General features: G+C 46.6%; 19 protein-coding genes. 5 read left to right on the top strand and 14 right to left on the bottom strand.

Features of this window, described 5'->3' with window-relative positions:
- Window positions 1-17: 17 nt before the first annotated feature.
- The 7 genes from LZG94_RS00620 to LZG94_RS00590 all read right to left on the bottom strand — a co-directional run bounded on the left by LZG94_RS00620 (window position 18) and on the right by LZG94_RS00590 (window position 11,958).
- Window positions 18-1,907, bottom strand: coding sequence for a RagB/SusD family nutrient uptake outer membrane protein (locus LZG94_RS00620; RefSeq protein WP_233789943.1), 1,890 nt, complete (start codon window positions 1,905-1,907; stop codon window positions 18-20).
- Window positions 1,908-1,920: 13 nt separating this feature from the next.
- Window positions 1,921-5,439 (bottom strand): TonB-dependent receptor, encoded by a 3,519-nt coding sequence (locus LZG94_RS00615; RefSeq protein WP_233789942.1) that lies wholly within the window; start codon window positions 5,437-5,439, stop codon window positions 1,921-1,923.
- 21 nt (window positions 5,440-5,460) lie between these two features.
- Window positions 5,461-6,543, bottom strand: a complete 1,083-nt coding sequence (locus LZG94_RS00610) for a FecR family protein (RefSeq protein ID WP_233789940.1) — start codon at window positions 6,541-6,543, stop codon at window positions 5,461-5,463.
- An 86-nt stretch (window positions 6,544-6,629) separates the two neighbouring features.
- On the bottom strand, window positions 6,630-7,229 hold the full coding sequence (locus LZG94_RS00605; RefSeq protein WP_233789939.1) for an RNA polymerase sigma factor: 600 nt from the start codon (window positions 7,227-7,229) through the stop codon (window positions 6,630-6,632).
- Window positions 7,230-7,349: 120 nt separating this feature from the next.
- Window positions 7,350-8,585, bottom strand: coding sequence for a DUF6786 family protein (locus LZG94_RS00600; RefSeq protein ID WP_233789937.1), 1,236 nt, complete (start codon window positions 8,583-8,585; stop codon window positions 7,350-7,352).
- Window positions 8,586-8,587: 2 nt separating this feature from the next.
- The gene (gene rhaT / locus LZG94_RS00595) at window positions 8,588-9,670 is read right to left on the bottom strand and encodes an L-rhamnose/proton symporter RhaT (RefSeq protein ID WP_233789935.1); all 1,083 of its coding nucleotides are present in this window, start codon (window positions 9,668-9,670) and stop codon (window positions 8,588-8,590) included.
- 41 nt (window positions 9,671-9,711) lie between these two features.
- The gene (locus LZG94_RS00590) at window positions 9,712-11,958 is read right to left on the bottom strand and encodes an FG-GAP-like repeat-containing protein (protein ID WP_233789934.1); all 2,247 of its coding nucleotides are present in this window, start codon (window positions 11,956-11,958) and stop codon (window positions 9,712-9,714) included.
- A 120-nt stretch (window positions 11,959-12,078) separates the two neighbouring features.
- On the opposite strand from LZG94_RS00590, the gene murF reads away from it, so the two are divergent.
- The 3 genes from murF (at window position 12,079) to LZG94_RS00575 (ending at window position 14,870) form a co-directional block, all read left to right on the top strand.
- Window positions 12,079-13,383: a UDP-N-acetylmuramoyl-tripeptide--D-alanyl-D-alanine ligase gene (murF, locus tag LZG94_RS00585; protein WP_233789932.1), complete on the top strand. Its 1,305-nt coding sequence runs from the start codon at window positions 12,079-12,081 to the stop codon at window positions 13,381-13,383.
- Between the two features lie 218 nt (window positions 13,384-13,601).
- On the top strand, window positions 13,602-14,153 hold the full coding sequence (locus LZG94_RS00580) for a peroxiredoxin (RefSeq protein ID WP_215234055.1): 552 nt from the start codon (window positions 13,602-13,604) through the stop codon (window positions 14,151-14,153).
- Window positions 14,154-14,279: 126 nt separating this feature from the next.
- On the top strand, window positions 14,280-14,870 hold the full coding sequence (locus LZG94_RS00575) for a carboxymuconolactone decarboxylase family protein (protein WP_233789930.1): 591 nt from the start codon (window positions 14,280-14,282) through the stop codon (window positions 14,868-14,870).
- A 305-nt stretch (window positions 14,871-15,175) separates the two neighbouring features.
- On the opposite strand, the gene LZG94_RS00570 is transcribed toward LZG94_RS00575, so the two are convergent.
- The 7 genes from LZG94_RS00570 to LZG94_RS00540 form a co-directional block, all read right to left on the bottom strand.
- Window positions 15,176-15,931, bottom strand: coding sequence for a carboxypeptidase-like regulatory domain-containing protein (locus LZG94_RS00570; RefSeq protein WP_233789928.1), 756 nt, complete (start codon window positions 15,929-15,931; stop codon window positions 15,176-15,178).
- A gap of 13 nt (window positions 15,932-15,944) precedes the next feature.
- Complete coding sequence (locus LZG94_RS00565) at window positions 15,945-16,766, bottom strand: hypothetical protein (protein WP_233789927.1); 822 nt, start codon at window positions 16,764-16,766, stop codon at window positions 15,945-15,947.
- 66 nt (window positions 16,767-16,832) lie between these two features.
- Entirely contained in the window at window positions 16,833-17,312 is a 480-nt protein-coding gene (locus tag LZG94_RS00560) for a hypothetical protein (protein WP_233789925.1), read from the bottom strand.
- Window positions 17,299-17,616 carry a hypothetical protein gene (locus LZG94_RS00555; protein ID WP_233789923.1) on the bottom strand — a complete coding sequence of 106 codons (318 nt, stop codon included), beginning with the start codon at window positions 17,614-17,616 and terminating at the stop codon, window positions 17,299-17,301. Before LZG94_RS00555 ends, LZG94_RS00560 begins: the two co-directional genes overlap by 14 nt.
- 69 nt (window positions 17,617-17,685) lie before the next feature.
- Window positions 17,686-19,155, bottom strand: coding sequence for a PKD domain-containing protein (locus LZG94_RS00550; RefSeq protein ID WP_233789922.1), 1,470 nt, complete (start codon window positions 19,153-19,155; stop codon window positions 17,686-17,688).
- A 238-nt stretch (window positions 19,156-19,393) separates the two neighbouring features.
- Window positions 19,394-20,116 (bottom strand): LytTR family DNA-binding domain-containing protein, encoded by a 723-nt coding sequence (locus LZG94_RS00545; RefSeq protein ID WP_233789920.1) that lies wholly within the window; start codon window positions 20,114-20,116, stop codon window positions 19,394-19,396.
- A gap of 6 nt (window positions 20,117-20,122) precedes the next feature.
- Window positions 20,123-21,220: a sensor histidine kinase gene (locus tag LZG94_RS00540; RefSeq protein ID WP_233789919.1), complete on the bottom strand. Its 1,098-nt coding sequence runs from the start codon at window positions 21,218-21,220 to the stop codon at window positions 20,123-20,125.
- A 271-nt stretch (window positions 21,221-21,491) separates the two neighbouring features.
- On the opposite strand from LZG94_RS00540, the gene LZG94_RS00535 reads away from it, so the two are divergent.
- Together LZG94_RS00535 and ahcY are read left to right on the top strand one after the other, a co-directional pair.
- Window positions 21,492-22,442, top strand: a complete 951-nt coding sequence (locus LZG94_RS00535) for a phytanoyl-CoA dioxygenase family protein (RefSeq protein WP_233789917.1) — start codon at window positions 21,492-21,494, stop codon at window positions 22,440-22,442.
- A 226-nt stretch (window positions 22,443-22,668) separates the two neighbouring features.
- Window positions 22,669-23,985, top strand: coding sequence for an adenosylhomocysteinase (gene ahcY, locus LZG94_RS00530; protein ID WP_233789915.1), 1,317 nt, complete (start codon window positions 22,669-22,671; stop codon window positions 23,983-23,985).
- The last annotated feature ends 62 nt before the right edge of the window (window positions 23,986-24,047 follow it).

The raw sequence follows: 24,047 nt of genomic DNA, 5'->3' as shown, positions 1-24,047 counted from the left end.
TTTAAAAACTATGAATACTACCAGCCTGCATTCTGCCAATCCGTGCCTGTGATCGATCTCAACCTATTCGCTTCGTTAAGCGGTATCGGCACCCACAGGAACTTATTAGTATAATTTTTCCGCTCCGTACCTCGTACATTCCTGCGCTTGTAGGTGAAAGTGCCGTTTGCATTACGGGTGATCTCCATCGCTGTGATCCAGCGGTCGGTTTTGGCCAGATCGTCGGTGGGTTTAGACCAGCGGCGCAAATCGAAATACCTGTTTTCCTCCATCGCCAGCTCCACGCGCCGCTCCGCCCTGATCCTTTTGATCAACGCTTCTTTGGCGAGGCCGGCGGGCAATGCGGGCATTCCTGCACGCGCGCGGATTTCGTTCACAGCTTTGGCAGCTTCGGCCACTTGCCCGGCTTCTGCGGCTGCTTCTGCATAGTTCAGAATGATTTCTCCCAATCTGAAAAGCTTCCAGTTTGCACCGGCAATCGGGTTATCGCCACCAGAATTCGGATGTAGAAATTTGCGTTCGTAATACCCGGTGCGCGTTGCCCGGCGGGTGGTTGGGTGAATACCCGTCTGCGGCTCGCCGGCATAAGTAGCGATGATCCGCGTGCGGTTTCCGATCGGCGCCGGATAGTTTTCTACGGATTCCGGCGCTTCTGCAAAATTCCACATTGCCTTTCTTTTTGAACCATTATAATAAATGGAGGCATAAAAGCGCGGGTCACGATTGGCGTACGGATTGGCCGGATCATACAATTTGTTGGCCTTATTATAGTTCGGCTGCAAATGCTGATCGTCGAGATAGGGTTTATCCAGATCCAAAATCGGCTCTCCGTCTATTGTTTCATATGCATCCACCAGTTCCTGGGTTGGGCAAGTGCCTGACTTGTATCCGTCCTGCGAGCCGATTCCGTCGATATTCCAGATATTACCCTGCCCGTCCCGGCTTTGGTATATCGTTTCACGGTCGACCGGCGCAGCCGAGTAGTTCATGGTTTGGGTGAAATATTCGTTATAAATCGCTGTTTTTTCATTTTTGTTCGGGCCGAGAAATGCTACGTCCGACAGGTAGGTTTGCGGCAGGTTTACCCGGTTGTACAGTTCGTAGCCGTTTGTCCGCAAGTTTTCGAGCGACTTTTTATTGATCTCGTAAGCTTCCTGCCAGATATTTTGTCCGCCATTATTCAGCGGGCTTGCTGCGAAAAGGATCATTTTAGATTTAATAGCCTCGGCCAATCCTTTGTGTACCCGGCCGCCTTCGCTGCCTGTGGTCACGCGCCACGGAAGTTCAGCAGTAGCTAATGCTATGTCGCAATCTTCAATGATGAATTTGACCACTTCATAATAGCTCGCTTTCGTCACCGTAGAGAAATCCTGCTGAAAATCGTAAGGTTCTCTTTCGATCGGCAATGCAGGTCCAAACCATTTCAAAAGTTCGGAATAATAATAGGCCCGCAGCAAATGCGCCTCTGCTTTCCAGCGTGCGCGGTCGGAAGGAACGCGGACGGTCGCTTCGTCAATGCGGCTGATAAACTCGGTACAGTTACGGATCGAGGTCCAGTAGCGTCCCCAGTATTCTCCGTTTCCAGCTTCGGTACTGATATTGGTGATCGGATGATTTCCCGCGGAAGCGTCTCCATTGTACATTCTGCCCGACATAATCCAGGATTCAGCCTCGGCATCGGTATCCCACGATTCGTCACTCCAGTTTACCGGTCCGCGGCTCCAGAAGAAGTAGCGGGTACCTTTGGCAGGGATATTGACATAACAGGTATTCAGAAAAGCGCCTACCTTGTCGTTATCCGCGAAGATTTCGTCCATGGTCAGCTTCCCATCCGGCGCCATATCGAGGACACCTTTACAGGAAGTAAATGCGAGTGTAAGAAGTAAAAAGCGAAATATCTTTTTCATATTTTTTCTCCAATTAGAAGGTTACGTTCAGACCAAGGTTAGCCATTTTTGTTACCGGATACCCCAGCGAATCGTCGTTTTCAGGATCCAGGTGGTTCATTCTCAGCTTCGACCAGGTGAAGTAGTTTTGCGCGCTCACGTACAACCGGAACTTGCTGATCCCGATCGCTTTCAACGAACCCGACGGCAGCGTGTAACCCAGTGTGAGATTTTTCAGACGGGTAAATGACCTGTTCATAATGAAGAAGTCGTTCGCCACGTGGTTAGTAGTACTGTGCGTGCTCAACGCAGGGTAAGTGATCTCTTCTCCTGCTGCGTAGCGCTCCGGTGTCCACGCCGATTTGTGGTAATCGAAATAAGTACCGCGGATAATGTATTCATAAACACCCTGTTGTGAATAGTTGCTGGTATATTTTCCTACACCCTGAAAGAATGTGGTGAAATCAAATCCTTTGTAATTCAAGGTCAGCGAAAGTCCGTAAGTGACCCTTGGAATACTGGAATAGCCAATAGGCGCCTGATCTTTATCATCGATCGTGCCGTCGCCGTTCAGGTCCACATATTTGAAGTCGCCGACCCGCGGCTCTCCAAATCCGTATTTGGTCTTTGCGAGGTAGCTGTCCAGTTCTTCTTTTGAATTAAAAAACCCGTTTCCATTGGCGTAATCGATCTTATATCCCCACGACTGGTTCAATGAATATCCTGCCGAGCGGTACCTGTGCGCGTAGCTTTCATCCCGGATCGATTCGTCCATGAACTTCACGGTATTGTGGTTATATCCATAATTACCTGATACCATGATATTGAAATCCTTGGAAAAAGCTTTGTTGTAAGTCAGCTCGATCTCGTAGCCTTTATTATCTACCAAACCCATATTTACCTTCGGGATATTCCCCAGCGGGACACCCTGAAATTCAGGAACAGTACCTCTGGTGATCAGGATATTGCTTCTCTTTTCTTTGAAATAATCGACTGTAAGGCTCAGGTCACCCAGCAACTGGAAATCCATACCGTAGTTCTGTTTTTCAGCCACTTCCCAGGTAATGCCCGGGTTTCCCAGTAATCCCAGATTGATCTGCTGCCCTAATCCGAGGCTGCTCATCGGGCCACCGCCACCAACTACTATATTGCTTTGGTACAAAAACCGCGGGCTCACCTCGCGTGATGCGCCCAGAATGTCGTTACCTACCTTACCATAAGAAGCCCTGAATTTAAGGTTGGTGATATACCGGTTATTTTTCAGGAAATTCTCATTACTCAAAACCCAACCAACAGAAGCCGCCGGGAAGAAACCGAAACGCTTGCCGGGTGCAAACTGCTCCGATCCATTGTATCCCATATTGAATTCAGCCAGATACCTGTCGTCGTAACCATAAGTAGCTCTTGCCGCAACACCTAATACATTATAAGGAATTTCGCCGCCGGCGGTCTCCCAGGTATCGCGCTGCGCCAGGACCATCCCGCCGATATCATGCTTTTCGCCAAACAGCCGCTGGTAGTTGATCGAGCCCTGCATGTTGATATTGTAGCGGGAATCGGCACCTTTGCGAAGTGATAAAAGGCGTTCATCATTTCTTTTGATCGCGTAGGTCAGCTCATTTGTTGTGGGGTTCACTTCTGCAAGAAACAGCCTTTCTGATTTATCGCCCTGCATCGCAGTCGTCGCTTTTGAATCGTAGGAAACCATTCCTTTGATGCTCAAACCTTTGGTAACCGTATTGCCCAGATCCCATTCCATCCCGAAAGAAGCATTGAGGTTCGAGCGAATTTCATTGCGGTAACCCATTCTGTTCATAATTTCATAAGCAGACCGGTCCATATACCCCGGATCGACGATCTGCCCCGGTGCCACGCCAAAACCGTCTATCGTAGTCGGGCCGGGTGTAATAGGTAAAATGGTTTGTGCCTGATAGAGCAGATCGCGCATCATCCAGTTTGTATCGTCGCCGTAAAGCCAAGCGGCCGGCATATTCACCTGCTCAATGTAGGTACCGATATTCAGGAAGGCTTTAAGTGAGTTGGTCACCTTATAGTCTAGGTTGGCGCGAAAGTTGTACCGGTCCATTTTAGAGGAAGGATCGTAACCCAGCACCGATTTTGGCTCTGTATTCAGGTTACCGCCCTGGTGCAGGTAAGCGCCGTTTACGAAATAAGAAACCTTGTCGGTTCCTCCTGTTACGTTCATATTTACCCTCGTTTGCGGCGCATACCGCGAAATGTACTCCCGGTAATAATCGTGATCAGGGTACATGTAGTTTCTTACCATCGCTTTTTGAGCGTATTCAGGGTCGCTTGGATCGAGGCCCGCCAGTGGGTTGGCATATTTATCCATTTGTTCCTGCGAAAAAGGCAGGGTTGTAATGCCGTCATTTTTAGAAGCCTCATTGCGCAGGTTCATATATTCCAGCGAATGCAGGCGCTCCGGCTCGCGGGTAAATGAAGAATAGCTTTGCTCCGTATTGATCGTCAGCTCCGTTTTGCCTGCGCTACCACGTTTGGTAGTGATCAGAATAACCCCGTTTGCACCACGAACACCAAAAACCGCTGTCGCGGAGGCGTCTTTCAGAATGGAAACGGAAGCTACTTCATTGGCGTCCAGTGTTCTGATGTTGTCCCTGGGCACGCCGTCGATCAGGATCAGCGGGCTTTTACCATTTGTAGTGGCCGCGCCGCGCAGGTACATTGTCGCATCATCGCGTCCCGGCTGGCCCCCACCCGATTGAATGGAGGTCAGGCCCGGTAAGCGCCCCGACAAGGAATTCGCTAAACTTGCTGATGAACTTTGCTGCAATATCTCTGAGCTCACGGTAGAAACCGCGCCCGTAACTGACACTTTCTTTTGTTCTCCGAAACCTACGATCACGACTTCTTCCAGCGCTTTCTCATCTACTTTCAGGCTCACATTCAGCGTAGTAGCCGACCCGAGCGGAATTTCCTGGCTGATATACCCTACAAAACTGAATATCAATACCGTATTAACCTCCGGAACCAGAATCTGGTATTCTCCATCGATATTGGTGGAGGTACCTTGTGTTGTACCTTTCACTACTACGCTTACCCCCGGAATGCCCGCGCCTTTCTCGTCGGTTACCTTACCGGTGACGTCACGGTCCATAATTGCGCTGCTTTCCGTAGCTTTCGCAGGTTGCAGTTCAGAGGTTTTTTTGTCTGAAATCCTCTTTAACAGAATCGTTTTCTTGGAAACCTTGTATTCAATTCCCAGCGGAACCAGCAGCGATTCAAGTACTGCATCCAACCGCTGGTTTGCACCTTCAAAGGTAACTTTACGCTCTGCGCCTATTACCTCGGCACTATATACGAACCGGATCTTGGTCTGCGTCTCAATTTTTTCAAGCACTCTTTCGATATCCATATCATTAACTGTTATGGATATACGTTGATTCAAAATCTCCTGCGCACGGAGGTCGTCGGCAGATGTGATCTGCATAAACAGCAGCAGCAGGATGCACTGGCCGACGGTAAATCTCATAACCGGCGATATGATCTCATTTAAAAGTCGAAGTCTTCTCATAGGTGATTGGGTTTAAAGATTTTAGTCGCATCCCTGGGATATGACGGTAATTGCTCCGTCTCTGAGTACATATTTTGCATTGACAACCGAACAGATCATATCCATTTTCTCAGCCACCGGCTCGTCGCCCAGCTTGGCGGTGAGGGTACAATTGGAAATCGCGTTTATGTCAAATCGGATCACTACGCCGTAAGTTTGTTCAAGCAATATAAATACATCGGAAAGTGGCGTGCGCTTGAACTCGAAATCCTGCTTTTCGACAGGCAGGTCGAGCAATACAGGTTTGGACAATATGCGGGCCGTCATACTTTTGTTTTTCTGATTGAATGTGACCTGCTCGTTTCGTTTCAGCAAAAGCTTTTTCGGCTCCCGCCCTGTTTGAATATCTTTTGTTTCAATTGCCGAGACTTCCACGATCCCGCTTTTTACAACCAGCTTCACCTCATCGTCCCCTTCATTGGCGCGGATACTGAAACTGGTTCCTTTCACTTTTGTTACCATAGATCCCGCATACACAAAAAATGGCCGGGATGGATTTTTGACAACTTCAAAAAAAGCTTCTCCTGCCATGGTAACTTCCCTTTTGTTATTTTCAAATCGATCAGGATAAGTAATGCGCGCATTGGGTTTAAGCACTACCGAACTGCCGTCGGGCAAATTCACTAACTGGATCCCGTCCGTTTGATTGGTGATCCGCATGTGTTTCACCTTTCTCGGCTTCACTTTTTCGGCGAGACTGAACCTGATATCTTCGAACGCACCACGTTTTTTATACAAACCAAACCCAATACCCAGGGCGAGGATCAGCATGGCGGCGATCCTGAGCCAGTTGCCTTTCCACCATTGAAAATGCGGCAGATCGGCTCCGGGAAGCGATTCCATGATCTCACTAACCCTGGCCCCGACTTCCGTTTCTGTGAGTATATCAAGCTCGCCCCGCATCGACAGAAGTATTTCCCTCGCCTGGTCCATCACCGGAATCTGGTGCGGGTTGTTTTCTATTATATTTTTAAAGAACAAATCGGACTCGCCCTGGTAAACCCACCGCCGGAATTTCAGATCTTCCAGCCAGTCTTTGACCTCAAAGTCCTTATAGTTATTCATGGATTAATGAAATTATTTGCTATACTACGATGAGTATCGGGTCAGCAAATAGTACCCATGTGAGCTCGTATTTATTTTAATTATTTTCAGAAGCAGAAAAAACTGGAAAGAAATGTCAGGAAAACGGCCGCGTGGTGCCACTGCTCTCTTAATTTTTGAATACCATATTGCAGGTAGTTAGCCACAGCCTGACGTTGCAGGCCCATTACCACGGCTATCTCATCGTAAGAAAGATTTTCGTAGTATTTGAGGTATAGCGCTTCTTTCTGCCTTTTTGGAAGAGAATCTATTGCCTGGCGTAACCGGCTGCTGGTGAGCTGGTCCGTCTCATTAATGATCCAGTCAGATTCAGGCGAAATATCGTCGAAAGGTTCATTCCCGCTGATTTCAGAAAACACCGATTGCCTCCGGTTTCTTCTTACCAGATTATTCCGCAGGGACTGAAAAAGGTAAGGCCGGATTGCCGCGACGTCAGACAGAGACTCGCGCTTTTCCCAGATCGCCAGAAAAAGATCCTGCAAACAATCCTTGATCAAATCACGATCTGCCGTGAAACGCGTGCCGTAATGATACAGTGAAGCATAATTAAGCTCGGTAATCTCGGCAAACGCACTTTTGTCTCCGGTACAGAATTGTCGCCAGCGCGTGACCAGATAGGCTTCGGGTAAAATTTCTGAATGCTTCACAGGAATCAGGGACAAAATTCATTGATAAACCTTCCACTTCAATACATCCAACTAAATCTTGTAATCGGTATGTAAATATCAATGATGACTCTGCCTCAACTATCCTGCGCTATCATGCTTTTATTTAAAAATTTCTCCGATTTGGTCAATACTTACACCGAGCACTTTCTCGGAGATTGCATTCAGCGCTATTTTGTCCCCTTCAAAATGGTAAGTACGCTGGCGGTGCGTCACTTTTTCACCTTCCTTCAAGGCTCTTGCCGGTGAATTCGATTCAAGCTCGTAAAATGGCCCCATTTGTGTCCCGTCTTCCAGCTTTCCATCGTTGTATGCATTCAGCGCATCACCGTCAAAAGGGTCTTTATGGATCTCCCAGGTCGATTTCAGGTACTTACCTTCACGATCCAGGTTGAATTGTATGATCGTCAGAATGCCATTTGCTGCGTCGTAACTTCCTGCAATATTCCTGGCCGATCTGGGTGCAATACCTATTTTGCTTCTGAATTTCCCGTCGGCTTTCAGGAAAGCGACCGAATCTTTAACTACGAATCTGTCAGCAGGAATTGCTCCAAAATAGTTATCGGTAATCGCAGGTTTTTCAGGATCTTTTGATAAAAAAGGTGTGATAATTACCGTTTGGTCCGAGGGTTTGAACATACCGAGCAGCCAGATTCCCAGCATTCCAGTCTCCGGTTTCCATTCAGAATCTTTGTTTACGATCGAGTTGACAGATTCATAAGCTACACTTTTGCATTGTCCGAGCGTTTTCAGATCGAGGTTTTCAACAATATCCCGCTGGCTGAGCATCGTGACTTTTCTATTAATCTCAACCACAAATACCTGCCCTGAATAATTTTCGATAAATGCATTCACCTGAAATGTGACGGACGAACTGTCCGATCCGGTAACAGGATAAGCGACTGTGTCGATCAGCGGCGGAGTCTGCCAGTTTTGAAAGTCAAACTTCGCCCCTTTTTTGAAATACACCGAAAACTGCCCGCCTTCCGGCGAAAGCCAGAATCGTTCCTCGCCACCAAATGCATTGATGTGTGGCTGGTAAACGCCACTTTCGATGAGTTTATAGTTAATCCAGCCATAGCTGTTTCCATTGCTTCCGCTAGCAGTACTCGTCATCACCCGACCCTGGTAAGCCGGGATAATGATCGCTTTTGAATCGGGATTGTCAGGCGCAGTGAGTACGACAATCTCTTTGTATTTTTTTAAAAACTCCTGATCGTAACCAAAGGTCCCTGCTGCTGGTGTTTCCATTTTTTCGTTTTCGCTGCTATTGGTTTTATTCTGGCAGGATACCGTTGCCGCCACCGCCACCAGAATTACTGCGAAAAGCTTTTTCATGGCTATTCTCTCAAATAATTGCCATAACCTACAACCAGCACGGAAAGTATGATCACTAAAATACCCGCTATGACGGTTGTGATCGTCTTTTTGCTCACTCCTTTCCACTCCTTCAAAGCAAGTCCCCACGAGTTGGCGACCAGGATAATGAATGCCATGTGCAGGATCCAGGAACTCGGTCCGTTACCGAGCTTGCTTTCGCCCATTCCGTAAAAAAAGAACTGCATAAACCACGTAGCGCCGGCCAGGGCAGAGAATATGTAGTTGGAAACCAGCGGAGTAGCCGAATTGGTGTAGTCGCCAAAGGTCCGGTTACGCGCATTCAGGATCATACACCAGATAAAATTGGTAGTAAGCCCGCCCCAGAGGATCACGACGTAGGTCACATTGTTTTGGAACAAAAACTCTCCTTCACCCGGATTTGCCGCTTTCCAGATCGCATTGGCCTCTTCTGCCATGATCTTCCCGGCATCGATACCGAATGCAAAACACGCGCTTAATACACCGGAAATGATAGAAACTGTTAATCCAAGACCGATTTTGAATTCATTTTTCGCGTCGGGCACAAACCCGCTTCTTACAAGGTCTTTATCTTTCATGGAACCGGCTTTGCCACAAAGGATAATTCCGATGATGCATATCAGCAAGCCCAGCAAAACCATTTGCCCCCAGGTGTTTGAGAAGAGATCAGAAATGGTGTCTTTCCCGGGTGTTGGTTGAAATTGATAGTAAATGGAAGGTATCAGTGCTCCGAAAACGGCGGTAAGTCCGAGAATGATCGAGCTGCCCAGCGACACGCCTAGGTATCGTACGCCCAGCCCGTAGGTAAGTCCGCCGATTCCCCAAAGCAACCCGAAAATGTAAGTGTACATCAACGTACTGCTATCGGTATGTGCGATGATTTCGGAGAAGCCGGGGATGGTCAGGTAAGCCGCGACCGGCGGGACGATCATCCATGAAAAAAGGCCGCCGACGATCCAATAGGATTCCCAGGCCCAGCCTTTGACTTGTTTGTATGGAATATAAAAACTGCCGGAAGCGAAGCCTCCGATAAAGTGAAAGATAACACCAAGAAGAGCCTGCATGAATTTAGGATTTTATCATGTAAGAGCTGTCCAGCGGGTATCTACTCAACGATTACCTTTTTTACAACGCGTTTGTCACCGCTTTTCAATTCCACCAAATAGAGCCCGGCAGGCCAGTTTTGGGTGGAAATTTCTCGTTCTGCATTTGCCCGTACAGGTACGTCCCGCAGGATTTGCCGGCCGCCGGAAGTGAGGATATTGAGGGTTCCGGTTTGGTTTGAAGAGATTTTAAGATACGCCGTGGCCGGATTGGGAAATACCGATATTTCCGGTAAAAATCCGGGCTCGACCGATGTAATTTCAACTGGTAACACATTGACAAGCAACCAGATACCTCCCGCATTATTCCCTATCGCGAGATCTGGCTTTTTGTCTCCGTTCAAATCGGCTACGGAAAGCGAAAGGTAGGAGCCGAAATTCGGGGTGCCGGGCTTATTGTTAATGCTGATGAGCTGGTTTTCGCGCTCTGTCCATTTGCCCCACTCGGCGCCGTGGAAAATGCGGAGGTTACCGGTGTGATCAACTGTCGCGAGGTCCATGAATCCGTCGAGATCGAAATCTGCTGCGGCTACCTGAAGCGAGCGGCCTGCAAAATTGATCCCTACTCCGGCAAATGCGTCGGTTTCCAGTCTGAATGCGAACTGTTTGCTATTGCCTGTATTGGTGAAATAAAACAAATTTCCCTGCCCTTTTCCGGCCAGCAAATCAAGGTCTCCGTCTCCATCCGCATCGAAAAAGTAAGGCGAGTCGCTGCTCGACAGTTCCGCGGGCAATGCGATTGTGACTGCCTCGGCAAGGTTAAGCTGAACCGGCGCGCCAGCCACGGCTTTGTTCGCAATGTACCGGTATTCAATCCGGAGGTTACTGAGCGAAACGCCCGAAAAACCGAGATCAGCCACACCGTCGCCATTAAAATCGGCCCACTGCGGCTTGATATTGAACAATCCGAGTGTGGCTGGCAGGTTAAGATAATTTTCGGACTCGACCACAAATGCCGGCTCGGCCGCTGTCCCTTCATTTTTCAACAACCAGAAACCTCCACGAAAACCGTTGGTGCCAGGCACGCCGCCAGTTCCGATCAGCATATCCTGGTCCCCGTCGCCGTCCATATCAAAAAACGCCGGCGCCGCATTCTCGCCTACATCGAGCATTTGGTCTTGCAGGAGATTCTTTTGTTTGAGTTGAAAATCCGGTTTTGAAGCGGTGCCTGCATTGTGGTACAGCCAACCCGACGATTTGAAATCGGTTAAGTTTAGATCATTGGAGGGTAAGTTCGGCGCGATCAATAAATCGGGCGTTCCGTCGAAATCCATATCCTCGTAGAATGCCGCAGGAAAAATGTGCATCAATACCGGATCTTTGGTGGGATACGCATTTGAATAGGCTGTAAAATTGCCGATCAATCCACTGGCCGAGTTAGTTAAAAAGGAAATGTGCTCGTTACTGACGTGACCCACCAGCAGATCTTTTTTACCATCCCCATTCAAATCCTGCAACAGGATAGAGTTACCCGCATGCATGATCCGCCCCGCCTCGATCTTTACCACGCCGCAGTCCAGACCGAAATCAAAACCTTCCGTTTCTCCTTTGCTGAAATTGCCCCAACAGTCGCCATTCCGCTGGAAAACGGGATTTTTGGAGTTACCCAAACTATCGGGCACACCGAATTTTTCCATACTCAGGTTTTGGTGCAGCTCAATATAAGTACCCGAAAAATCGAATGTCAGCAAGTCGAGGTCGCCGTCATCGTCAATATCCGTAATGCCGGGAATATCCGTTCCTGAGACCTGTAAATTGATATTTCCTGAAAAACCTTTGGTAAAAAGCACTTCCTGCATCAATTTCCACGACCATGCATTACCCGATTTTATTTGTTGGTAAACACTGATTCCCAGAGAAGTACTTGCAAAAAGATCCTTGTTCCCGTCGCCATTGTAGTCGGCTAAAATCATCCAGTTGTCGGCTTTCGGAAAAAGTGTTTCGTAATAGGGTGCGTGAATGAATGCTTTTTGTGCAGGATTAGCGGGATGAGTGCCCGCTATGAACGTAGTGACTTTGCTGTTTGTGCGATCAAATATGACCAGATCTTCTTCTGAATCGTCATTCAAATGCATTTTCAGGAACTGCGGGGCATTGATCCCGCCAGCCCACGGATTTGCAAGTTTCGCTCCCTTTGAAGTAACCGAGGTGACCGTATCCATTTTAAACCAGACCTGCTGCGAAAATGCGGCAGGCGGCAGGCAAAAAGTGAAGATCAGAAGTATGAGGGAGGTATATTTGGTTCGCATCGTTGACGAATATTCTATTAGTTTTGCAGCTTTCCGCGGCCGCCCCGCTGAGCTCATGTTTCAGGCTTCTCAAACCTAACGAAATAAGGCCTCATAACTTTATAACGACCATATTTTTCCATGTTTACTACCACCGAAACGCTTTATCAACATTTCAAAAAAAGTGCGCGTATTTCAACTGACACCCGGCAGGTCAGCGAAGGTTGTATATTCTTTGCTTTAAAGGGAGATAAATTTGACGGTAACCAATATGCTGCCGAAGCTTTGAAAAAAGGGGCAGCTTACGCAGTGGTCAGCGACGAAACGGTGGTAACGGACCCGCGTTTTCTGCTCGTGGAGGATACGCTTCTGGCTTTGCAAGATCTGGCCAGATTTCATCGTAAGACATTTGCATTTCCCGTGATCGCATTAACCGGTTCAAACGGAAAAACGACTACCAAGGAACTGATCGCCAAGGTATTGTCAATGAAATACAACACCTATGCCACTTGGGGAAACCTCAATAACCACATCGGGGTTCCGCTCACCTTACTGGCTGTCGACCCTGCTAAAAACGAAATGGCGGTTATAGAAATGGGTGCGAATCACCAGCAGGAAATTGCGCTACTGTGTTCGATCGCGCTGCCCACGCACGGATTGATCACGAATATCGGCAAGGCACATCTGGAAGGTTTCGGCGGACCGGAAGGCGTGAAAAAAGGAAAAGGCGAGCTTTTTGATTTTCTGTCAAAGAAAAAGGGGATCGTATTTGTAAACTCTCAAAATGATGTGATCATGGAGATGGTCAGCAAGCGGCGCGCTTTTGGGGAAATTGTTTTTTATGGTTCTGAGAGCAGCGCTGTAAATCCGACCCTATTGTCTAATAATCCGGTTGTTACGTTTCAATATGCAGGCAAAACAGTGTCGACGCATTTGCCAGGCAGTTACAATTTTGATAACATAAATGCCGCGCTGGCTGTCGGGAAGCACTTTGGCGTGGAAGATGCAGATGCATTGGAAGCTGTGGCTACTTACCAGCCGGACAATAACCGCTCGCAGATCGTGAAAAAAGGCTCAAATACGGTGATCATGGACGCTTACAATGCAAATCCATCGTCAATGTCGGCTGCGATCGCCAACTTTTCCAGGCTGGACGCACCGCGTAAAATGCTGATCCTGGGCGATATGTTTGAACTGGGCGACGCCGCTGCTGACGAGCACCTTGCATTGGGTAAACAGATTGCAGGTGAGAACTTCGATATCGTGATCCTGGCCGGCGCATTAATGCAGCACGCATTGCCCGCTTTACCAAAAGCCTACTACTTCCCGGACAAGTTTTCGCTACACAACTGGGTGATGGACAACCCGCAGGAAAATACATATATTCTGATTAAGGGATCGAGGGGAATGTCACTGGAAACCGTGCTAAATCTGCTGCCCGGCTAGCCGAGATATTGAAACTCCATATCGGTAAAATTATATTGGCGACATCAATGATATCATTGGCAAAATCTATTACATTCTGTTTTCCATCAATAAAATCAAATTCATTTGATTCTGACAACTCTTTCCTGAGATAGTACCAGGCCGATTCTTGACTTGCCGGGCGGGCGTTTGTAAGTTTGTAACACTAAAAAATACAATTTACAATCACGCAATTAATTATGGCAAATAGACTGTTATCAGTGGGATCTGCATTCCCTGAATTCAAAAAGACTTCGGTAGTATCTCTTGAAAAAGGAAATGAATTCTACGATATTACCTCAGAAGATCACAAAAACGCTGACAAGTGGATGGTGATGTTCTGGTGGCCAAAAGACTTCACTTTTGTATGTCCAACCGAGATCGCTGAGTTTGGAAAGCACGTAGGCGATTTCGCTGATCGCGACACGATCCTAATCGGCGCTTCTACAGACAGCGAGTATGTTCACCTTGCATGGAGAAAAAATCACGACGATCTGCGTGATCTGCAATTCCCTATGCTGGCGGACACTTCCAAGTCTCTTGCAGAAGAACTTGGTATCCTGGAAGAAAACGAAAAGATCGCTTACCGTGTAACTTACATCGTTGATCCACAAGGAATTATTCGTTGGGTAAGTGTTAACGACCTTTCAGTTGGCCGTAACGTTGGTGAAGTGATCCGCGTTTTGGATGCTTTGCAAACTGACGAACTTTGCCCTTGCAACTGGCAAAAAGGCGAGGCTACGCTTGCTTAATTGAAGTGTTTAAAGTTATGAGTCTATGAGTTTATGAGTGGCTCCCCAAGGACAACTCATGAACTCATAAACTTTTGAACTCATGAACTTCTAACTTATTACTACTCTTCACTCAAACTTTCCTACATGTATCCATTTGCAGCAACAGGTAACACGAAAGATACCCTGTATAAAGAAGTCAACTTGCCCGCAGAGTTTGACAGCGTGCTGATCAGCAAACTAGCCGCGCTGGATCACCGCTATTTGAAAGACCTGAAAGTAAATGTGAGTAATGCATTGAAATCCGGCACGTTGAGCCGTAAAGAAGCGCTTCTGATCGCTCTTTCGGTTGCAGTTAATGAGAAAAATGCTGCCCTGATCTCTGCTTTGGAAGAACTGCTGAAAACCGAAGGGGCTGAGGACAAAGAGATTGCAGAAGTTACAGCCTGTGTTTCTTTGATGAATGCAAATAATGTATTCTACCGTTTCAGGCACTTCATGCACAAGGAATTTTATGACAATGCACCTGCCGGAATCAAGATGAGCATCATGGTGAATCCGGTTTTGGGCAAAGAGTTTTTTGAATTGCTGAGTCTGGTTGTTTCTGCCTTGAATGGTTGCGAAATGTGTGTAACCTCTCACGAACAATCTGTATTGAACCACGGCGGCACCCAAGCCCGCATATTCGATGCAGTAAGAGTCGGCGCCATCTTCAAAAGCTTCTCTGTTCTGCTTTGATAGGATAATTTGTTAATCCATTAATTGATCTTAAATCTGTTCGATTAATCTTAGCTAAGCTGATTAATAAATCCATCTAATAAATCTAAGGTTCCGGGGGCTGAAGCCGCCGGCAATTGATTTTTGGAGACTTTCAGTCTCTTCAAATCACATTTTGGCGAAGCCAAAAAGAAAAATCAATTGCCCCGGGCTTCAGCCCGGGGACCTTTGAGCTATTTGGTTGTTGATATTGATCAGATATTTGATTGATTTAGTTGTCTGATTCATTAAATATCTGATCAGTTATTAATCAGTTTCAATCGATCTCATTCTGAATAGCTGATAATAGCAATATTCTTCCCCCACATATTCGAGGGCTCAAAATCGATGGTGAGCTCACTTAGATAATCATCTTCCGAAAAATGCTTCCGCAGTTTGAGCGGCATTTTTCCCTCATCTCCATTATAATAGGCTGTCATCACATATCGGCCGAGTGGCACATCCACAATACGGCCGTAATCCTGACTGTAAGGCGCCCCGTGTTTCAGTTTTAGCGTTTTTCCCTTCGAACCATCGATCAGGTTACCGACAGGTTCCAGTGTGAATTCAATATTTTCCGAATCCTGGATCGCGGTCATGATCGCCTTATTAACTTCGATTGTCGCGCCGTAATGACCTACTCCTTCGGGACGCGGGCCGGTCAGTTTGAATTTAAAATTCCTCACACCTCCATCAATACTTAGCTCTTCGTACTTGTCCGGATCCAGGTCCAGCTCGTACCGCTGACCGTTATACTCCTTTACAATCTGAGCAGAAGTCATAAAAGTGCCTACTTTGGGAAGCTGGATCTTGTAACTCCCATTTTCATCCGAAGTACCGAGCGAGTAAGAAGCGTAGATCATCGTGTTATCTGCAACGATCTTGGCGCCTTTCAACGGAGTCCCGTCGGTATTGGTGACTTTCCCGGTGATGTAACCTTCCTCAGGACGCACTTCGTCGGGGGACGGATTTTTATCGTCTGTACACGCATTCCCAAGCAAGATCAATCCTGCCAGGTATAAAATCAGTTTGGACTTTTTCATTTGACTGGCGATGTTACTTGTCTATTTTTTGTAGTTCTGTTTTCGTCACATCTTTCCCTGAGGCCTCAATTGATTTCACGATACCGATACCCGGGGCTGTCCACAGGTGCACCGTGTACACAACTGCCGTTTCCTCAGGAGGGAAATGCTCAGAGGTAAGGGTAGTTTCCAGATCGTAGCTATATTCCCATTTGCTGCATTTGAACGTTCCGGCGGGCGTAGTAATGCTTTCTTCTTTAATCACCTCTCCGTCGTGATAGGTAACTACATTCCGGATCCCGGCAGCAACGATCCCATCCTCAGTAGGGATTTCGAGCTTCATATATTGCCGGATAGGGTCTTTACTGAAAGTCACTTTGCTATCTACCGTGCCTTTGTTGTCAAAAATCTGCCGTTGCGGGAAACCAGTCAGTTCCGAGCTTTTGATGGTCGCAAACCCTTTAACGAATTCAATCATCGCATTGAGACCGGTCGAGGTAGAGATTTCGTTCGTCGTCAATCCGCCTTTGCTGAAAGCTTTGTATTTCAAAACCAGCGGGCCTTCTTCGTACTGAAAGTTATTTTCTATACTAAACACATTGATCCCAGCTGAATCGTTGACTGCGGTTACGCGCGTTACCAGCCGCGTCTCTGCACCGTCGCTATCCACAAGTTTATACGTGAAACGCTGGTCTTTGGCAGGGATAATAGCCGACAGGTCGGGCACGTCGTTATTCTCATTCGGAAGCACTGCTTTTTCAGTATCACACGCAACCAGTAACATCGCTGCGAAAAGAAGCAAGTACAAACCTTTGATCTTGTATAGGTTTGATAGTGAATCGATTACTTGTTTCATGACTTGTGGACTTTGAGTGAAAACAAACTTTAACCCTGACTACTATACGCCCGAGAATTCGGATTGTCAGCGCGGCTTGAATGCCAGGTGGACGATTAGCATTGAGAAGCCTGCCAGTGACAGGTATCCTCGGATGAAGATAAATTTCAGCCACTCGGACCTTGCATTACTGTACTCTTTTTCGGTATTCAAAAGGTCACTGTTGATCAGCTCGTTGACCGGCTCACTGAATTTCAGTATCAGCACCATATCGGCGATCAACAGCACAAATGCGATCAGTACAAAGCCGTAAGACCAAAACCCCGCCGTTTTATCCGAAAGCAAAAACCATAAAAACATCACCGCAAGCGCCGAGAGGTAAAGCACTTTGAACTTGCTTCTGACCACCGGATCGACCACTTTACGAAGCTCAATGAAATGTTCCGACGGGATCTGGTAAAGCGCCTTACCAAACCCGAAATGGTAGAACGCGCCCTGCGCTGCAATGAAAAAATAGAGCACTATTCCGATGACCCTGATAAAAGGAACCAGCTCAGTTGATTTCATAAAGTTTTGGTATGGATTGACTGAGCGAGTCTTTTCCAAGTTCCTCGCCCAGTTTTTTGTTAAGGTATCTTCGGGTCGACCGTTTTTTAATATTCAGTTTGCCCTTCTCTGTTTTTTCTGATACGAGATCAATACTCGTCGCATAATAGCGCACAATCGTTACGTCCCTTTCCGGAGATGTTTCAGTTACCCAAAATCCTTTTTCTGGTAGCGGGTGACTTGAAGACCTTTGTCTGCTGTTGTCTATTTGCAAACTTGCAATAGCTAAAATCACTGCAAGAAGCTTAATTCCTGTGTTTTGCATTGCTTGATAAAGTCTTGATTATGAGTTATTTTGGTAGATAAGGAGGATCAAAAGATCGTCCATTTCCGGCTATTCCTGCAACAACTTCGCCTCTACATTGTCTGCAAACACATTTGCAGTTTCAATATCTTCATTCACAGTCGCCTGGTAATTCACGTAAATGCCGTAGCCGCCGCTGCCCGCGATCCGGGAATTCCGGATCTCCATCCGCGCACCGCCTCCATAGATTGCGATATTGGTCTTTTTACCCGAAACAAGTGCAATACTTCCTCCGCCGTAAAAATCCACGTGCTCCATCAGGTTTTTTGTGTTTTGAGAATAGCAGATCATTCCCCTCCAATATGCGCGTTCATTTTCGGCTGGCTTGATGATAATCTTGGAATCAGCAGTGCCTTTGGCATTAAAGTAACCATCGTCGATCGACAACCTTGCACCGCGGCCCATTTCCAATATCACGCCCGGCATCAGTTTCCAGTTGGCGTCCGAACCCAGTCCTTCCAGGATCCGGTAAGGAGTTTTGTCTTTAAAACCGGCCCAGATTATTTCGGTATTCAGGTTTTTCGAAAGTGTGGAAGCATAGATCTCGACAATATTCCGGCCATTTGCTTTTGAAAATATGGAGTTGGCATCAAGCTCGGCGACATTGTCCGCATTAAGCCGGATCCCTGCCTCTGTATTTTCACTGAATGTGTTTTTTTCAAAGCCCGTCAATACGACCCTTTCCTCAATAAACAGTCCGTAGCCGTCATTCTTCTGGAACAAACAGTGCTTGATGCTGATATTCGCCCGGGACGATCCTATTATCGCCATACCTGCTTTTATGGTATTGATCAGCGGCTTGCTGCCTGCGTGGGAAACCTCTACATATTCCAGTGCATTGGCCCCGTTGGCAGACCTGAAAACAACTCCACCCCAGAATCCCTTGCTTGTTTCTTTACCAATCAGCCTGATCGGTTTGGTCGAATCGCCTTTTGCCAGCAGGACACCTCCCGTATCATTCACTTCTAGCCTTGTATCCCGGGCAAAAGCGATTACCACCCCTGGTTTGATCGTCAGTTCAGAATTCACCTGAACGTTTGCATTGACAATATAATCTGGTATGTCCGGATTGGCGACCCGGTCTTCCAGCACTTTTTTGTCCTTGATATTCACTTCGAGAACGATCGGTTCGATCATGGTAGCGGTCACAAGCACCTTGTCGGTACTTTGTCCATGCTCGTTGCTGATCTTGATTTCAACCTCGTAGTCCCCGGGCAAGTCGGCCGTGAAGGTTGTTTTGCTTTCGGCTGGTTTGGCCAGCGCTACCGTACTTCCTGCCGGCTTTTTGGAAAATGTCCAGCTGTACGTAAACGTCTTGTTTTCCGAATCCGTAGAACCGCTTCCGTCGAGTGTCACTACATCTCCGACTTTCACATTCTGATCGGCACCTGCGCGGGCGGTGAGGGATGCGGCAGGCTTCACATCTTCCTTGTCTTTACATCCCGCAATCAGCAGTCCCACAGAAAGGACTGCGAGCAGGATTCTTTTACTTTTTAACATGGCTAACTGGCTATTAACTTGAAATTGTTTCAACCATTTTCTAATGGCGCTGCAATTTTAAGTTGAAAAAGCGGCGAAAAAGAGGGTTAGCTAGTGACTGTCGATCAACGACTTCGTTTATCGACGAATGGCGTTTGTAAGGGAGAAGGGAGGAAGAAGAAAGAAAAATCAATTGCCCTGGGCTTCAGCCCGGGGATAAATAGATATAGATAAATAGATATAGAAAAATAGATAATAATTAGAAAATTAATTTGAAGCGGCGCTGGCAGTCATTTCTGAAATTGCGGCCGATGGGGAGTTCTTTGCCTTCGATCTCGATCTTGTGGGAATGATAGCTTTCTACTTTTTCCACCGAAACAATGAAGGAACGGTGGATGCGAATGAAGCTATCTTCGGGAAGCAGCTCTTCCAGCAAACTGATCTTTTGCTTGGAGATCAGCACTTTATCTTTTAAAACAACCTTAATATAATCGCGCAGACTTTCGATCCAGTAAATGTCGTTCACATTCACCTTCACCATTTTCCGGTCGACTTTCAGGTAGAGGTAAATATCCTTATTGCTGACGAGATTTTTCTCCGCAACTGACACAGATTGGTTACTTATATTCATGCCCGTAAAAACCTTATCGATCGCGCGCAGGAACCGCTCGAAAGGAATAGGTTTGAGCAGGTAATCGACCGCATTCAGGTCAAAACCTTCCACCGCGTAATCCTGATAGGCAGTGGTAAAAATGACTTTGGGTGGGTTTTTAAGACTTCTTAGCAAATCGGTACCTTTCAGCCCCGGCATTTTTACATCCAGAAACATCAGATCGATTTTCTGCTGCTGCAAAACCTGGAAAGCCTGAATAGCATCCTGGCAGCGCGCAACAACATCTATTTCATTGAAATTAGCCAGATAATTATCCAGCACTTCAATCGCGTGCGGCTCATCGTCTACCAGGATTGTGGTTATCTTCATGGCGGTTCAGAGTTCAAGACGCTTGTCGAGTTCAATTTCGAGAATGACGGCGAATACATCTTCCTCTTCCAGGATACGCAGCTGATAAGCAGATGGATACAAAATATCCATTCGTTTCCTCACATTGGCCAGACCGATGCTCACGTGGTGTTTTTTGTCTTCCTTAATAGTATCCTCCGGTTTGCTGTTCGAGATTTTAAATTTAAGGATATTGTTTTTAATCCGCAGGTCGATATTGATCCACGCCTGCCCTACCTGCTCACTCGCTCCGTGCTTGAATGCGTTTTCGACCAGCGGAAGTATCAGTAATGGTGCTATTTTCTGTCCGGGCACAAGTCCGTTGATACTGAAATTAATATCCAGGCGCTCCTCGTACCTGATCTTTTCAAGCTTGATGTAACTCTCCACGATGCGAATATCCCTTTCCAGTTCTACCACATCGGTATTTGCCTCGTACAACATATAACGCAATATCTCCGCGAGCCCCATCACCACAGCAGGCGATTGAGGGGATTGGGTAAGGGTCAGTGCGTAAAGATTATTAAGGGTATTAAAAAGAAAATGGGGGTGCAATTGCCCTTTGAGAAAGTTAAGCTCTGCTTCCATGGCAGCCTGCCTTCTTTCGAACCACATCTTGAAAAATTTAATGGATAAGGCTATCCAGACGAAAATATTGGTTTGCTCAAATGCGCTGATCAGATATACCGGCTTGAAAAGCTGCTCGGTAAACGTGCCGTGCAATTTGATCCAGTCGAAAGTCGGGTCATTCTTTTTCACTACCGCGAATATGATCGGGTCGGCGACGAGAATTTCCATGAGCCGGAAAAGGAGCGTCGAAACGATGACGCACAAAATCATACACAAACTGAAAGCGAGGTATTTCTTTCGGTTAAAAAATCGGGGGATCAGTACGTAGGCAATGCAGTAAAAATATAGGATGTGAATAGGCAGAAACATCCCCACGATACCTATCGTCAACCAGTAATCCGGCATTCCCGCCCCGTAAATAAATGTCAGGACTATCAGAATAGCCAGCCAGAACATTACGTGCAAAAGAATTCTTTTATTGACCGGATCAGAAAGTATCGGGACGTTTGGGCGCATGTACAAATATAATTAATTCAACGTCCGAAGATCTGCACGAAAACGTGGGTAGACATACATAGAGGAATTATCGACAAACGGCATTGATTTCATGCATAATAGCAACAATCCGTGCGAAAATATAAGTACAACCAAAGAGTTTCTGCGCTAAATAAAAACATGGTTAATTCTTTTACGAGATCAACATAATAACAATTCGTCTCTATATTTTTACAATTATTAGATAATATAATGATTTAACATTCAAACATTTACCACCAAACTTACAGCTATGCATCACAACTCTCCATGGACCGAATCCCCGTTTTTTGAAAGTGAACTTGAGAAATCCGACTTATCTCCCGAAATGAAAGAGAAAGTTCGCTTTTACTCAGAAAATGGTTACCTGATCATTGACCCCGAAATTCCGGAAACGCTGCTGGATGAGGCGCGGGAAGGCTTATTGAGTGAATTCAGTAATAGGAAATCGACCCGCATTCAGGATATCTGGAAGGAAAATGAAAAAGTCCGCCAGATTGCGATCGCTCCAAAGATCCTGGACCTCCTGCAAGTACTTTACAGGAAGAAGCCTATTCCTTTTCAAACGCTCAACTTCAATGTAGGTACCCAGCAACGCACGCACAGCGACACGATACATTTCGACTGCATTCCGCAGCGGTTTATGTGCGGGGTTTGGGTCGCTCTGGAAGATGTCAAACAGGATAACGGGCCACTGCATTATTACCCCGGAAGCCACAAATATCCTATTTATAATCTCTTGGATATGGGAATCATGGGCTCGGCCAGCAAGTCGATGGAGGATTCACTTTCCAGGAATTACCAGTCTTATGAAGATTTTATAGAGGAGTTTGTAAAAGTAAAGAAACTGACGCCCGAGACGCTGCATATTAAAAAAGGGCAGGCGATTATCTGGTCGGCCAATTTGTTGCATGGCGGGAACAAGATTGAAAGACCAGGTGCGACACGGCACAGCCAGGTAACCCATTATTACTTCGAAGATTGCGTGTACTATGCGCCCCTGCTCACAGATATGGCGATCGAACGCATTAATATCCGGGAGATTACTGATATTCAAACAGGCCAAAAGGTGAAGAGCAGCTACAATCACAGGCCGATTTCAAATACGGGCTATTCTTACAAGGTGTATTTGCCTACACACATTTTGCGCACGGTTGTTCCAGAATCGCTGCGAAAAAGGGTTAAATCGCTGTTATTCAGATAATCTGTTTTTCGAATCAAGTGATCTGAAAACTTGAAAGACAAAATATCTTTCTGACCTGCCCAACGCGGCTGATATTTCCACGATGCACAACTATAAGAGCTTCAAACAGATAAAAAATCCAAATTCCGACTCAAAACGACAATTATCATCTACCAAAGTTCATTCCGGTGGTATTTATATTTAATTTTGTGGCTTCCAATAGATTTTCAATTAACATAACCAGATAATGGCAACGTCAACAGAAACGTACATTCCTTACAAGGTGAAAGACATCTCACTGGCTGAGTGGGGACGCAAAGAAATTACATTGGCAGAAGCTGAAATGCCAGGTTTAATGTCGATCCGCGCAGAATACGGCCCGTCACAACCATTGGCAGGTGCCCGCGTGGCAGGCTGTCTGCACATGACGATCCAGACTGCGGTTCTGATCGAAACTTTGACGGCTTTGGGTGCAGAAGTTACCTGGTCTTCATGTAACATCTTCTCTACGCAGGATCACGCAGCAGCGGCAATCGCAGCAGCAGGTATCCCGGTTTACGCGTGGAAAGGCATGAACGAAGAAGAATTCAACTGGTGTATTGAGCAAACGTTATTCTTCGGCGAAGATCGTAAGCCTTTGAATATGATCCTGGACGACGGTGGCGACCTTACCAATATGGTTTTCGACGAATATCCTGAGCTGATCGCCGGTATCAAAGGACTTTCAGAAGAAACTACAACAGGTGTACTTCGTTTGTACGACCGCCTGAAAAACGGAACGCTTCATTTGCCTGCAATCAATGTAAATGACTCAGTTACGAAATCAAAATTCGATAACAAATACGGTTGCCGCGAATCATTGGTAGATTCAATCCGTCGCGCAACTGACCTGATGCTTGCTGGTAAAGTAGCTGTTGTAGCTGGTTACGGTGATGTAGGTAAAGGTTCTGCGGAGTCGCTTCGTGGCGCTGGCTGCCGTGTATTGGTTACTGAAATCGATCCAATTTGTGCGCTGCAAGCTGCAATGGACGGTTTTGAAGTGGTAACAATGGACGAAGCTGCAACCCGTGCGAACATTTTCGTTACTGCAACCGGAAACTACAAGATCATTACAGATCGTCACTTCCTTGCAATGCGTGACAAAGCCGTAGTTTGTAACATCGGTCACTTCGATAATGAAATCGATATGGCTTGGTTGAACAGCTCTTACGGTCATACAAAATCTCAGATCAAACCACAGGTTGATATCTATTCTGTTGAAGGAAAAGACATCATCATCCTTGCGGAAGGCCGTTTGGTTAACCTGGGCTGCGCAATGGGACACCCTTCGTTTGTAATGTCCTGCTCATTCTCTAACCAGACTTTGGCTCAGATCGAACTTTGGACGAACACAGCTGCTTACGAGAAAAAAGTATACGTACTTCCAAAAGCATTGGACGAAAAAGTAGCTGCATTCCACCTTGCCCACGTAGGTGCGAAACTGGAAAAGCTTTCAGACGAACAAGCTGCCTACATCGGCGTTTCTCTGGAAGGTCCGTACAAAGCAGAGACTTACAGATATTAATATTAGTTAAGGTTCAATTTAAAAGCCCTCGCTGCATTTGTAGCGGGGGCTTTTGTTTTGTT

Source organism: Dyadobacter sp. CY343, assembly GCF_021390335.1.
Taxonomy (GTDB): domain Bacteria; phylum Bacteroidota; class Bacteroidia; order Cytophagales; family Spirosomataceae; genus Dyadobacter.
This window is presented reverse-complemented; position numbering and strand designations above follow the sequence as displayed.